This window comes from Lysobacter yananisis, assembly GCF_031199375.1.
GTDB lineage: Bacteria > Pseudomonadota > Gammaproteobacteria > Xanthomonadales > Xanthomonadaceae > Lysobacter > Lysobacter yananisis.
Genome location: NZ_CP133568.1, coordinates 4,130,023 through 4,142,771, shown reverse-complemented (window position 1 = coordinate 4,142,771; position 12,749 = coordinate 4,130,023). Strand labels below are relative to the sequence as shown.

At 70.3% G+C, this 12,749-nt stretch carries 10 protein-coding genes, 4 tRNA genes and 1 pseudogene; 2 read left to right on the top strand and 13 right to left on the bottom strand.

The window, feature by feature from the left end; all coding sequences use genetic code 11:
* Positions 1-339: 339 nt before the first annotated feature.
* Complete coding sequence (locus RDV84_RS17360; protein WP_123648557.1) at positions 340-1,020, top strand: carbonic anhydrase; 681 nt, start codon at positions 340-342, stop codon at positions 1,018-1,020.
* 13 nt (positions 1,021-1,033) lie between these two features.
* Positions 1,034-2,560 carry a SulP family inorganic anion transporter gene (locus RDV84_RS17355; RefSeq protein ID WP_309153747.1) on the top strand — a complete coding sequence of 509 codons (1,527 nt, stop codon included), beginning with the start codon at positions 1,034-1,036 and terminating at the stop codon, positions 2,558-2,560.
* A 395-nt stretch (positions 2,561-2,955) separates the two neighbouring features.
* Here the strand turns inward: RDV84_RS17355 and RDV84_RS17350 are convergent, their stop codons facing one another.
* From RDV84_RS17350 to RDV84_RS17290, 13 genes and pseudogenes are all read right to left on the bottom strand, one after another.
* Entirely contained in the window at positions 2,956-3,432 is a 477-nt protein-coding gene (locus tag RDV84_RS17350; protein WP_309151044.1) for a DUF5713 family protein, read from the bottom strand.
* Between the two features lie 98 nt (positions 3,433-3,530).
* Positions 3,531-3,606, bottom strand: a tRNA-Gly gene (locus RDV84_RS17345).
* A gap of 112 nt (positions 3,607-3,718) precedes the next feature.
* Positions 3,719-3,794: transfer RNA gene (locus tag RDV84_RS17340), tRNA-Gly, on the bottom strand.
* Positions 3,795-3,841: 47 nt separating this feature from the next.
* Positions 3,842-3,915, bottom strand: a tRNA-Cys gene (locus RDV84_RS17335).
* Between the two features lie 144 nt (positions 3,916-4,059).
* A tRNA-Gly gene (locus tag RDV84_RS17330) sits at positions 4,060-4,135 on the bottom strand.
* A 112-nt stretch (positions 4,136-4,247) separates the two neighbouring features.
* A complete protein-coding gene (gene pgsA, locus RDV84_RS17325; protein ID WP_057947990.1) occupies positions 4,248-4,820 on the bottom strand; it encodes a CDP-diacylglycerol--glycerol-3-phosphate 3-phosphatidyltransferase in 573 nt (190 codons plus the stop codon).
* Between the two features lie 158 nt (positions 4,821-4,978).
* A pseudogene (gene uvrC, locus RDV84_RS17320) lies at positions 4,979-6,970 on the bottom strand (excinuclease ABC subunit UvrC); the annotation flags it as partial.
* A 365-nt stretch (positions 6,971-7,335) separates the two neighbouring features.
* The gene (locus RDV84_RS17315) at positions 7,336-7,812 is read right to left on the bottom strand and encodes a low molecular weight protein-tyrosine-phosphatase (RefSeq protein ID WP_057947991.1); all 477 of its coding nucleotides are present in this window, start codon (positions 7,810-7,812) and stop codon (positions 7,336-7,338) included.
* Positions 7,813-7,815: 3 nt separating this feature from the next.
* Positions 7,816-8,616, bottom strand: a complete 801-nt coding sequence (gene kdsB, locus RDV84_RS17310) for a 3-deoxy-manno-octulosonate cytidylyltransferase (protein WP_309151043.1) — start codon at positions 8,614-8,616, stop codon at positions 7,816-7,818.
* Between the two features lie 182 nt (positions 8,617-8,798).
* Positions 8,799-9,836, bottom strand: a complete 1,038-nt coding sequence (gene lpxK, locus RDV84_RS17305; RefSeq protein ID WP_309151042.1) for a tetraacyldisaccharide 4'-kinase — start codon at positions 9,834-9,836, stop codon at positions 8,799-8,801.
* A gap of 28 nt (positions 9,837-9,864) precedes the next feature.
* Positions 9,865-11,619: a lipid A export permease/ATP-binding protein MsbA gene (msbA, locus tag RDV84_RS17300; protein WP_241833743.1), complete on the bottom strand. Its 1,755-nt coding sequence runs from the start codon at positions 11,617-11,619 to the stop codon at positions 9,865-9,867.
* Entirely contained in the window at positions 11,616-12,077 is a 462-nt protein-coding gene (locus tag RDV84_RS17295; RefSeq protein WP_309151041.1) for an ExbD/TolR family protein, read from the bottom strand. Before RDV84_RS17295 ends, msbA begins: the two co-directional genes overlap by 4 nt.
* Before the next feature lie 12 nt (positions 12,078-12,089).
* Positions 12,090-12,749 (bottom strand): MotA/TolQ/ExbB proton channel family protein, encoded by a 660-nt coding sequence (locus tag RDV84_RS17290; RefSeq protein WP_057947995.1) that lies wholly within the window; start codon positions 12,747-12,749, stop codon positions 12,090-12,092.

The window sequence follows — 12,749 nt, the reverse complement described above, 5'->3', positions numbered from 1 at the left end:
CGCCAGCGCGAACGGATCGATACGATCCTGTCGCGCCGGGATTCGCCAGGCGCCCTCGCTCAACCGACACGCACTCGTAGACAGCGCTCGCGCAACCGGCGACCGCGCTGAAAGCGAGCTTGCAGCAGCGATCGCGCTGCGCGCGGTTGCGCGCCCCGCCGCACACCCAACGCTTCGCAACGCCAAGTTCGCCACGCGCGGGCACGGCCTGCCTGCGCCTGGATACGACCGCACGCCCGGCCGACCGCCGAGCGCGGCGCGCGCGTGCCCGCGCGGCGCGGTCGCGACACCGGCCCGCTCCGGTAAGCATCCTCTCCCCCACAGCAAGAGATCTCCCCCATGGACCGACTGATCCAAGGTTTCAACCGCTTCCGCCGCGAAGTCTTCCCGCATCAGCGCGAGCTGTTCCACAAGCTCGCCCAGGGCCAGCAGCCGCACACCATGTTCATCACCTGCGCCGACTCGCGGGTGATGCCGGAACTGATCCTGTGCGCGCAGCCGGGCGAACTGTTCGTCTACCGCAACGTCGGCAACATCGTCCCGCCCTACGCCCAGCACGTCAGCAGCGTGGTCGCCGCGATCGAGTACGCGGTGAAGGTGCTCAAGGTCCGCCACATCGTGATCTGCGGCCATTCCGACTGCGGCGCGATGAAGGCGCTGCAGGACCCCGAGCGCATCGCCTCGATGCCGTCGCTGTCGGCCTGGCTGCGCCACGCCGACGTCGCCCGCCACGTCGTCGCCGAGAACGGCCCCACGCTCGAAGGCGAGACCGGACTGCGCTGTCTGACCGAGGAGAACGTGGTCGGCCAGCTCGAACACCTGCGCACGCTGCCGGCGGTGGCCGCGGCGATCGCCAACGGCAGCCTGGCGATCCACGGCTGGATCTACGACATCGCCCACGCCGAGCTGCGCGCGTTCGATCCGGCGCGCGGCGGCTTCGTCGCGGTCCTGCCCGGCAGCGAGTCCGCGCCCGACGCCACCCCGCTGGCGCGCTTCGCCCTGACCGGCACCGACGCATGAGGACGCCGACATGTTGAACGCCGCTTGCGTCAAGAACTACTTCGCCCAGGGCCTGTTCGGCCGCGACCTGCTCGGCTCGGTCGTGGTGTTCCTGGTCGCGCTGCCGCTGTGCATGGGCATCGCCATCGCTTCCGACATGCCGCCGGCCGCGGGCCTGATCACCGGCATCGTCGGAGGCGTCGTCGTCGGCGCCATCGCCGGCTCGCCGCTGCAGGTCAGCGGGCCCGCCGCGGGCCTGGCGGTACTGGTGTTCGAACTGGTGCGCGAACACGGCGCGTCCGCGCTCGGCCCGGTGATCCTGCTGGCCGGCGCGATCCAGTTGCTCGCCGGCCTGTGCCGGGCCGGCGTTTGGTTCCGCATGACCTCGCCGGCGGTGGTCGCGGGCATGCTCTCGGGCATCGGCATCCTGATCGTCGCCTCGCAGTTGCACGTGCTGATCGACGCGGTGCCCAAGGCGCGCGGGCTGGAGAACTTCGCCGCGTTCCCGGCCGCGCTCGGCGCGGCGCTGTCCGGCAGCGGCGACGCCAACGCCACGGCCCTGCTGGTCGGCATCGCCACCATCGCGATCCTGCTGCTGTGGGACACACTGCGACCCGCGCGCCTGCGCTTCCTGCCCGGCGCGCTGCTGGCGGTTGTCGCGCTGACCGCGCTAAGCCAGTTGCTGGCGTTGGACGTCAAGCGGGTGCAGATGCCGTCGAACCTGCTCGCCGCGATCTCGCTGCCCAACGCGGACAGCCTGTCGCGGCTGGCCGAACCGGCGATGCTGGCGGCGGCCTTCACCTTCGCCCTGATCGCCAGCGCCGAGACGTTGCTGTCGGCGGCGGCGGTGGACCGCATGCACGACGGCCCGCGCACCGGCTACGACCGCGAACTCGGCGCGCAGGGCGTGGGCAACCTCATCTGCGGCGCGCTCGGCGCCCTGCCGATGACCGGGGTGATCGTGCGCAGCGCGACCAACGTGCAGGCCGGCTCGGCCACGCGCATGGCCACGATCTTCCACGGCCTGCTGATCCTGCTGTTCGCCGCGCTGCTGCCGTGGCTGGTGCGGATGACGCCGGTGGCGTGCTTGGCCGGCATCCTGGTCTACATCGGCGCGAAGATGATCAACCTGCGCCAGGCGCGCAGCTTCGCCGCGTTCGGCAAGGGCTGGGCGCTGATCTACTTCGCCACCGTCGCCGCCATCGTCGCCACCGACCTGCTGGTCGGCGTGCTGATCGGCTTCGCCCTGTCGCTGCTGCGCCTGGCGCTGCAGGCTTCGCGCCTGCAGGTGCGGCTGGTCCACGACGCCGACGGGCGCGCCTCGCTGCGCCTGGAAGGCTCGGCCACCTTCCTCAAGGTGCCGGCGATGGCGCGCGCGCTGGAGCGGGTGCCGCCGAACACCCGCGTCCGCCTCGACCACGACCGCCTGCACCATCTCGACCAGGCCTGCCTGGAACTGCTGCGCGACTGGGGCCGCAACGCTTCTGCGCGCGGCTGCGAGTTGGCGGTGGACTGGCAGGAATTGCAGCGCCGGGTCGAGGGCGCGCCGGCGCGCGGCTGAGGCGGATGCGTTCGTCGCGGCATCGACGATCGGAAGCTGATGCGATGCCGAAAGCAGATGCGACGAAACTCACCTACCGTCGTTCCCGCGAAGGCGGGAACCCATGGTTTCATCGCGACATGGCGCTGAAGTCTCTGGATCCCCGCGTTCGCGGGGATGACGATCTGGGGGAGTCGCGGCGAAAGCCGTCTGTCGTCGTTACACACCTGACGTCGTTCCCGCGAAGGCGGGAGCCCAGGGCTTCATCGCGACATGGCGCTGAAGTCTCTGGATCCCCGCCTTCGCTGGGATGACGATGGAAGGCCGACGCGGTGCCGGCAGCGGATGCCGAAAAACCGGTCTGCCGCGAGGCAGACGACGACGCGTGGGGCGCGATCCGGGAAACCCCGCAACGCTCACCAATCGCGCGGTGCGATCAGTTCCTCGATATCCGCCGCATCGAAGCCGTACGCGTGGGCGATCGCCTCGACGTCCTCGCCGATGTTCTCGCGCGCGGCGGTCTCGATCTCGCTGTCGTGGCGTTCGAACTCCTCGGCGAGGCGGTTGAATTCCTCGGTCGCGGCATGGGTCAGCGGGTACAGCGCGGCGAGCGATTGCGGCCGCTCCGCTTCGATCGCCTCGCACAGGCGGATCAGGATCTGCTGCCCCTTCGCCACCAGGAACGGTGGGAAATAGGCATCGGCCTGCATGTCGGCGAGAAAGTCGTATTGCTGCAGCTGCGTATTGGCGATGGTCACGGGGCGCTCCTTGCGTCGATGCGCCGATGGTACGTCACTGAAATCACGCGCCCCAAGACTTGCGGTGCGACGCGCGACAGGCCGGCGGCGCTGGCGCATGCGGATTTGCAGTCCGCTGCAGAACCACTTCGCCATCCGGCCCCGGTTTCCAGGCGAACGCACAAAGAAAAAGCGGCCGGCTTGCGCCGACCGCTTGGTTTGCTGCTGTGCGCCGCCATCGCGTCGCACCGGATTGGAGCGGGAAACGAGACTCGAACTCGCGACATCTACCTTGGCAAGGTAGTGCTCTACCAACTGAGCTATTCCCGCTGATTTGTCGCCGTTTCCACGACGCGGCCGAGCCCGTCGGGGAAACAAAAGGCGGCCGGCTTGGCCGGACGCCTTGGGTGCCGCGGATGCATCGCCAGGCGAGGCATCGATCTGGAGCGGGAAACGAGACTCGAACTCGCGACATCTACCTTGGCAAGGTAGTGCTCTACCAACTGAGCTATTCCCGCTGATCTTTTTCAACTTCGGCCATTGGTGAGGACCGATGTTGCGAATCTGGAGGCCGAGGTCGGAATTGAACCGGCGTACGCGGATTTGCAGTCCGCTGCATAACCACTCTGCCACCCGGCCGGTGACGTCCACACATGTTGCCTTAACACCACGATCGCTGGCAATCCCGAATGTCGCCGGGCGCCGGCTCCCGTCTTAAAAAAACAAACCCCCGCGAGGGGGTTTGATTTCAAGGCGCTTCGTCGCCGAAGACGCCTTCGAATCTGGAGCGGGAAACGAGACTCGAACTCGCGACATCTACCTTGGCAAGGTAGTGCTCTACCAACTGAGCTATTCCCGCTGAGGGAACCGATATTTTAGGCATGGAAAGAAAACTGTCAACTGCTTTCTTAACGGGGCTTCGGCGCCCTGCCCCGGCGCGCGCGCGTCGCGATCCGTCCCGGCGGCGCGCTTCAGCGCGGCCCGCCGGTGTCGGCGCGCATGATCGGCCAAGCCGCGCGCAGGTAGGACAGGCCCGACCACAACGTCAGCAGCGCCGCGGCCGCCAGCAGCCATTCGCCGATCTGGAACACCGGCAGGCCGAAGATGCGCTCCTGGTACAGCAGGCACACCAGCGCGACCATCTGCACGATGGTCTTGATCTTGCCGATCGCGGCGACCTTGACCGCCGCGCGCTGGCCCAGTTCGGCCATCCATTCGCGCAGCGCCGAGACCGCGATCTCGCGGCCGACGATGACCGCGGCCCACAGCGTCATCCACACGGTCGGGTGCTTCTGCACGATCAGCAGCAGGGCCACGGCGACCATGAGCTTGTCGGCGACCGGGTCGAGGAAGGCGCCGAACGCCGAGTACTGGTTGTAGCGGCGGGCGATCCAGCCGTCGAGCCAGTCGGTGACCGAGGCGAAGGCGAAGATGAACGCGGCCGCGAGGTTGGTCCACGGGTAATCGAGGAAGAACACCACCACCAGCACCGGGATCAGCACGATCCGCGCCAGGGTCAGCATGGTGGGTATGGTCAACTTCATCCTTCGCTCCGCTGGGGGTCCGGCTTGGCGGCCGCACGCTGCTTCTTGGCCTTCGACGCCTTGGGGGCGGCATCCGTTCCCGAAGAGATCGTGCCAGACGAGGCCGCCGCGGACGAGGCCGCTGCAGGACCCACGCCCGGCCCGCCGCCCGCCGACACCGCCTCTTCCGGCGCCTCCAGCCCGTGCAAGGCGGCGTAGATGCGCTCGGCCAAGGCATCGTTGACGCCTTCGACCCGGGAAATCTCTTCGATCCCGGCGGCCTTGAGCCCGCCCAATCCGCCGAAATGCCGCAACAGATTAGCGCGTCGGCGCGGGCCGATGCCGGGAATGTCCTCCAGCCTACTGCTGTTGCGCGTCTTCTGCCGCCGGCCGCGGTGGCCGGTGATGGCGAAACGGTGCGCCTCGTCGCGGACCTGCTGGACCAGTTGCAGCGCCGGCGACTCGGCGCCGGGGCGGACCGCCCGCCCGTCGGGCAGCAGCAGTTCCTCATCGCCGGGACGCCGCGCCGGGCCCTTGGCCACGCCGACCAGGATCACGCCCTCCACGCCCAGTTCGTCCAGCGCCGCGCGCGCCTGCGCGACCTGGCCGGCGCCGCCGTCGATCAACAGCACGTCGGGCATGACCCCTTCGTCTTCGACCGCGCGGCGGAAGCGCCGGGCGATGGCCTGGTTCATCGCCGCGTAGTCGTCGCCTTCGACGATGCCGGCGATGTTGTAGCGGCGGTACTGGCCGCGCACCGGGCCTTCCGAATCGAACACCACGCACGAGGCCACGGTGGCCTCGCCCATGGTGTGGCTGATGTCGAAGCATTCGATCCGCTGCGGCAACGCCGGCATCTTCAGCAGGTCGCGCAAGGCTTCGGCGCGGGCCAGCTGGGCGGCGTGGCTGGTCATCTCGGTGGCCAGCGCCATCTCGGCGTTGCGCCGGGCCAGGTCGAGGTAACCGGCGCGTTCGCCGCGCACGCTGCTCTTGATCTGCACCCGGCGTTCGCCGGCGGCGGAGAAAGCCTGTTCGAACAATTCGCGGTCGGGCAGGTCGCGGTCGAGCACGATCTCGCCCGGCGGGGTCTGTTCGCCGTAGTACTGCGAGATGAAGGCGGTCAGCACTTCCTCGGGATTGTCGCTGCCGCGGGTCTGCGGGAAGAACGCGCGGGTGCCGAGGTTGCGGCCGTCGCGGAAGGCCAGCAGCAGCACGCACGCGGCGGCTCCGCTCATCGCCAACGCCAGCACGTCGAGGTCGGCGGCGCGGCCGTCGACGTACTGGCGCGCCTGCAGGCTGCGGATGCTGGCGATGAGGTCGCGCAGGCGTGCGGCGTCCTCGAAGTCCAGGCGCGCGCTGGAGGCCTCCATGTCGCGGCCGAGTTCGTCGGTGAGCTCGTCGCTGCGGCCTTCCAGGAACAGGCCGGCGCGGCGCACGCTCTCGGCATAGTCGCGCGCCGGCACCAGGCCGACGCAAGGCGCGCTGCAGCGGCCGATCTGGTGCTGCAGGCACGGCCGCGAGCGGTTGCGGAACACGCTGTCCTCGCAGCTGCGCAAGCGGAACAGCTTGTGCATCAGGTTGAGCGTGTCGCGCACCGCGCCGACGCTGGCGTAAGGACCGAAGTAGCGCCCGGCGACCGCGCGCGGGCCGCGGTGCATGGCGATGCGCGGCCAGGCCTCGCCGGTCATCAGCACGTAGGGATAGCTCTTGTCGTCGCGCAGCAGCACGTTGTAGCGCGGCTTGAGCGACTTGATCAGCTGGTTTTCCAGGATCAGCGCTTCGGCCTCGGTGCGGGTGACCGTGACTTCCATGCGCACGGTCTGCGCCAGCATCGACATGATCCGCGCCGACTTGGGTGTGGCGTTGAAATAGCTGGAGACGCGGTTCTTGAGCGCGCCGGCCTTGCCGACGTACAGCGGTTTGTCGTCGGCGCCGATCATGCGGTAGACGCCGGGCGCGGTGCTGAGCCGCTTGACGAAGGCCTTGCCGTCGAACGGCGCCGGCTTGGCCGGAGCGGATTTGCCGGGCGCAGCTTCGGCGTGCGCTGCTTCGGCGGGTGCGGCTTCAGTGGGCGCGACCTCGGCGGGTGCGACCTCGGCGGGTGCGGCTTGCGCAGGCGCGGCCGCGTCGGGCACGGGCGTGGCGTTCGCGTCGGGCAGATCGGCGCTCATGCGCGCTCGCTCCGCGAGACCGCCCCAGCGCGCGCGCGCAACCACGCGGCCGCGGCGACGCGGCGGGACGAAGGGACGAAAACGATGGCGGGCGTCGCGGGGAAAAGCATCGGCGGCGGCTGGCGGCCGGCATCGCGGCCGGCGGATCGGGGCGTTAACTGAATTGGGTCGATTATGCGCGAGCGCAAGGGGCGGCGATGGGATGGGCGGCTGAATGCGCGGGCTTGAGGGCCCAGGCGATCGGGCCGAAAAGCGTCGGGGCTGAAGCCCCTCCCACAAAAGCCCGCACAGCGTCGCCCCTCTTGTGGGAGGGGCTTAGCCCCGATGCCTTTCTTTCAGCCGCCGCAAAACCTCAAACGGCCCGCTCAACGCAATTGCAACTCCCGCCGCAACCGCGCGATCGCGCCATCCGCGGCGCGATCCAGCAACTGGAACACATGCTCGAACTGGGCCGGCCCGCCGGTGTAGGGATCGGGAATCTCGCCGTCGGCGACGGTCCCGCACCAGTCCAGCAGCAACGCGCTTTGCGCGGTCGCGTCCTTGGGCGCGCGGGCGCGCACGTCGCGCAGGTTGGCGCGGTCGGCGCACAGCAGCCAGTCGCATTCGCGGTAGTCGGCGGCCGCCAGCTGGCGCGCGCGCAGGCCGGCGATGTCGACGCCGTGCTGCGCGGCGTTGGCGATCGAGCGCCGGTCCGGCGGCTCGCCGACGTGCCAGTCGCCGGTGCCGGCCGAATCCAGTTCGATCAGCCCGCGCAGCGACGAGGCCTCGATCCGCGCGCGCAGCACGCCCTCGGCGACCGGCGAGCGGCAGATGTTGCCCAGGCACACCACCAGCAAGCGCATGGCTTACGCGCCCTGACCGGCTGCGCCCTCGCCCGCCGCGCCCTGCGCGGCCAGGAAGGCCTCGGCGCGGGCCAGGTCCTCGGGCGTGTCGACGCCGGGCGGGAAGGCTTCGGGGGTAATGCCCACGGCGATGCGGTAGCCGGCTTCCAGCGCGCGCAGCTGTTCCAGCGATTCGATCTGCTCCAACCGCCCCGGGCGCATCTTGGCGAACTTGCGCAGGAAGCCGGCGCGATAACCGTAGATGCCGATGTGGCGCAGCCAGTCGCCGCCGCCGGGCATGCGCTCGCGGTCCTTGGCGAAGGCGTCGCGCGGCCACGGGATCGGCGCGCGGCTGAAGTACAGCGCGTCGCCGTTGGCCGCGCGCACCAGCTTGACCGCGTTGGGATCGAACAGGGTCTCGACCTCGGTCACCGCGACCGCCAGGGTCGACATCTCCGCGCCGCTGTCGCGCAGCGCGTCGGCGACGGCGACGATGCCGGCGGCCGGCGCGAACGGCTCGTCGCCCTGCAGGTTGACCACCACGGTGTCGTCGCGCCAGCCGGCGATGTCGGCGCATTCGGCCAGCCGGTCGGTGCCGGAGGCGTGGTCGGGCGAGGTCATCGCCACCTGCACGCCGCAGTCCTTGAGCGCATCGGCGATGCGCGCATCGTCGGTGGCGATCCACACCTCGCGCGCGCCGGCGGCCAGCGCGCGCCGGGCGACGTGCAGCACCAGCGGTTCGCCGGCGAGTTCGCGCAACGGCTTGCCGGGCAGGCGCGAGGCGGCATAGCGGGCGGGGATGGCGACGACGAAGTCCTGGCTCATGGTTGGCTCCGGAACGGTGGGGCGCGATGCGTGCGACGAGTATTGCGGACGCGGCGTGAGGATGGCGCTGGATTGCGGTGGTGGCGCGATAGGCGTCGTGTCGCGGTCGCAGCTCGCGCAGCTCCTACATGGGCTACCTATAGGAGCTGCGCGAGCTGCGACCGCGAAAGGCGGCTACGACGTCACTTGCGCTTGAACGCCTGCAGCTTGTCCAGCAACGACACCCAGAACGCCTCGGGCAGCTCCGCGCGCACCGGCACGCTGTAGTACGACTCCGGATCGAAGCCGCCCTGCCCGTCCAGCGGGATCTTGACCGCGTCCTTCTCGGTCAGCAGCACCGGCAGCTTGCTGCCGAACGCGAAATCGGCGGCGGCGTAGCGGTGATGGTCGGGAAACGCGTGCGGGACCACGGCGATGCCGACGCCGCGCAGCATGGCGAAGTAGCGCTCCGGGTCGCCGATGCCGGCGACCGCGTGCACGCGCTGGCCGGCGAAGGCTTCGAGCTTGAGCGGGCGCGCGCCGAGCAAGGGCTGGGCCTGGTCGGCGACCAGGCGCATCGGCCATTCGCCGAACCCCGCGCCGGGCGCGGCTTCGCCGCCGGCGGCCTGCGGCAGGTTGATCACCCGGAAATCGCAGCGCGCGCCGCGTTCGGGCGGCTCGCGCAAGGGGCCGGCCGGCAGCAACCGGCCGTTGCCGTAGCGGCGGCGGCCATCGACCACTTCGATCTCGATGTCGCGCGCCAGCCGGTAGTGCTGCAGGCCGTCATCGCAGACCACGATGTCGCAACCGGCCTCGGCCAGCGCGCGCGCGGCGCTGGCGCGGTCGCGATCGGCGCGGACCTTGGCGCCGGTGCGGCGCGCGATCAGCACCGGTTCGTCGCCGCCCAGGCGCGCATCGGTGTTGCGCTCGACCCACAGCGCGGCGGCGGCATCGTCGCGGCCGTAACCGCGGGTGGCGACGCCCGGAGTCCAGCCTTCCTGCTTCAGCCGCTGGACCAGGGCGATGGTCAGCGGCGTCTTGCCGGCGCCGCCGGCGGTGATGTTGCCGACCACGATCACCGGCACGCCGGGATGGCGGCGGCGCTTGAGGCCTCGGCGGTAGAGACTGCGGCGCAAGCCGGTGACCGCGCCGTACAGCGCGGCGAGCAGGCGCGCGTGCGCCGGCACCGAACTGTCGTCGTACCAATAAGCGGGCGGGCCGCCGCGGCGTTCGGCGCTCATCGGCGCGGGCCCGGGTTCGCGACGGCCTTCATTCGGCCTCGCGGAACTGCATGCGGTGCAGGTGCGCGTACAGCCCGCCCTGGGCAAGCAGTTCGCTGTGCGAGCCGCGTTCGACGATGCGGCCCTGGTCCATCACCAGCACCTGGTCGGCGTGTTCGATGGTCGACAGGCGGTGCGCGATTACCAGGGTGGTGCGGTCGGGCATCAACCGTTCCAGCGCGTCCTGCACCAGTCGCTCGGATTCGGTGTCGAGCGCGGCGGTGGCCTCGTCGAGGATCAGGATCGGCGCATCCTTGAGCATCGCGCGGGCGATCGCCAGGCGCTGGCGCTGGCCGCCGGAGAGCTTGCCGCCCTTGGCGCCGATCGCGGTGTCCAGGCCGGCGGGCAACTGGTCGACGAATTCGGCCGCGTTGGCGCCCTGGATCGCGCGCGCCAGCGCGTCGGCGCCGGCATCCTGCATTTCGCCGTAGGCGACGTTGGCGGCGATGGTGCCGTCGAACAGCATCACCTGCTGGCCGACCAGGGCGATCTGGCGGCGCAGGTCGGCGAGCTTGTAGTCGGCCAGGTCGTGGCCGTCGAGCAGGATCTGCCCGGCTTCGGGATCGTAGAAACGCGGGATCAGCTTGATCAGGCTCGACTTGCCGCTGCCGGAGCGGCCGACGATGGCGGTGACCGTGCCGGGCCGGGCGAGGAAGCTGACATCGGCCAGGGCCGGACGCTCCTGGCCCGGGTAGCGCGCGGTGACGCCGCGGAACTCGATCAGGCCCTGGCTGCGCGCGAGCGCGCGCTCGCCGCTGTCGGGCTCCTCGGCGGCGTCGAGCACCTCGAACAGGCGCTCGGCCGAGGCCACGCCGCGCTGGAGCATGTTCTGCACGTTGGTGAGCTGGCGCAGGTTCGGGATGATCGCCATCATCGACACCATCAGGGTCACGAACCCGCCGGCGTCCAGGCGCCCGGCGAAGGCCTCGCGCCCGGCCACGAACAGCAGCAGCGCCAGACCGACCGAACCCATCAGCTGGACCATGCCCGAGGCGATGGAACGCGTGGATTCGACCTTGAGGCTGAGCTTGAGATAGTGGTCGGCGATCGCGCCGTAACGGCCGAGTTCGGACTTCTGCGCGCCGTAGACCTTCACTTCCTGCTGGTTCGACAGCGCCTGGTCGGCGGCCAGCAGCAACTGCGCCCCGCTCTCCTGGATGCGGTGGCTGATGCGGCGGTAGCGGCGGCCGACCTTGTCCATGACCCAGGCCAGCGGCGGCGCCATCAGGAACACCGCGACGGTGACCTGCCAGCTCGTCCACAGCATCACCACCAGCAACGCCAGCGCCTGGGTCGATTGCTGCACCATCACCTTCATCGCATCGACCGAGGCCTGCGCGACCTGGTCGCTGTCCGAGCCCAGCCGCACCAGCATCGACGGCACCGGCTCGGTGTCGAAACGCGAGCCCGGCAGGCGCAGGTACTTGCCCAGCACCTGCACGCGCAGGTCGCGGGCGACGCCGCGGCCGGCCTTGGCCATGTAGTAGTCGGTGATGTAGCCGGCGATGCCGCGCAGCACGAACAAGCCGACGATCGCCGCCGGCAGCCACACCGCCACCGAGGTGTTCTTGGCGATGAAGGTCTGGTTGATGATCGGGTCCATCAACTTGGTGAAGCCCGCGCCGGCGACGGCCTCGATCAGCATGCCGATCCCCGCCAGCCACAACAGGCCGCGGTACGGCAGCGCGAAGCGCAGCAGCCGGCGGTAGGTCTGCCACGGCGAGGCGTCGGAATGCGCCGTCACCGGCTCGCCCCAACCGGCGCCGCGGCGGGCTTGGCGGCGGCGCCCGGCGGCGGCGCGGTCGCGCTCATGATCTTGCGGAAGCCGAGCTGGCCGAGCGCGTCGTAGACGGTGACCACCGCCTGGTACGGCGTGCGCGCGTCGGCGCGCAGCATCACGGTGCGGTCGCGGTCGCCGCCGGCGACCTCCGCTATCGTGGTCTTGAGCGACTCCAGATCGTCGCGCAGCACTTCGCGGTCGCCGACGAAATAGCGGCCCTCGGCGTTGACCAACACCACCAGCGCCTGGCGGGCGTCGCCGGACGGCTCGCCGGTGGCGCGCGGCAGTTCCAGCTTGAGCACCGAGCGGGCGTCGAAGGTCGCGGTGACCACGAAGAAGATGATCAGCACCAGGATCACGTCGATCAACGGGACCAGGTTGATCTCCGGCTCGTCGTCGGCGCGGCGGTCGCGGATGCGCATGCGGGCCGCGCCTCAGCCCTGGCCGCCGGCCAGGCGCACCGGACGCGGCTCGCTGGCGCGGCCTTCGCCGGGATGCTGTTGCAGCACGTCGACCAGGGCGATGGCCTCGTGCTCCATCGCCACGATGTACTCGGACACGCGGCCGCGGAACCAGCGGTGCGCGATCAGCGCCGGGATCGCCACGATCATGCCGGTGGCGGTGCACACCAGCGCCTTGCCGATGCCGCCGGCGAGCTGGTTGACGTCGCCGATGCCTTGGTCGTTGATGACCAGGAACATCTGGATCATGCCGACCACGGTGCCGAACAGGCCGAGCAGCGGGCCGGCCGCGGCGATGGTGCCGAGCGTGTTCAGGTAGCGCTCCATGCGATGGACCAGATGCCGGCCCACGTCCTCGATGCGTTCGCGGATTTCCTCGCGCGGGCGGCCGCGCACGTCGAGCGCGGCGGCCAGCAGCGCGCCCAGCGGCGCGGTCGCGCGCAACGATTCGATGTGGGCGGGGTCGAGCTTGCCGCCAGCGGCCCAGGCGCGCACTTCCTGGCCCAGGTTCGGCGGCAGCACCGCGCGCCGGCGCAGGGTCCACAGCCGCTCGATGATGATCGCCAGGGCCAGCGCCGACAGGATCAACAACGGAATCATCGGCCAACCGCCGGCCTTCACCAGTTCCAGCAC

Bases quoted from the DNA above. Each gene is read 5' to 3' on its own strand.
- kdsB (WP_309151043.1), bottom strand. From the start codon at position 8,616: ATGAGCCAGGACTTCGTCGTCGCCATCCCCGCCCGCTATGCCGCCTCG.
- RDV84_RS17315 (WP_057947991.1), bottom strand. From the start codon at position 7,812: ATGCGCTTGCTGGTGGTGTGCCTGGGCAACATCTGCCGCTCGCCGGTC.
- RDV84_RS17350 (WP_309151044.1), bottom strand. From the start codon at position 3,432: ATGGCGAAGTGGTTCTGCAGCGGACTGCAAATCCGCATGCGCCAGCGC.
- lpxK (WP_309151042.1), bottom strand. From the start codon at position 9,836: ATGAGCGCCGAACGCCGCGGCGGCCCGCCCGCTTATTGGTACGACGAC.
- RDV84_RS17360 (WP_123648557.1), top strand. From the start codon at position 340: ATGGACCGACTGATCCAAGGTTTCAACCGCTTCCGCCGCGAAGTCTTC.
- pgsA (WP_057947990.1), bottom strand. From the start codon at position 4,820: ATGAAGTTGACCATACCCACCATGCTGACCCTGGCGCGGATCGTGCTG.
- RDV84_RS17295 (WP_309151041.1), bottom strand. From the start codon at position 12,077: ATGCGCATCCGCGACCGCCGCGCCGACGACGAGCCGGAGATCAACCTG.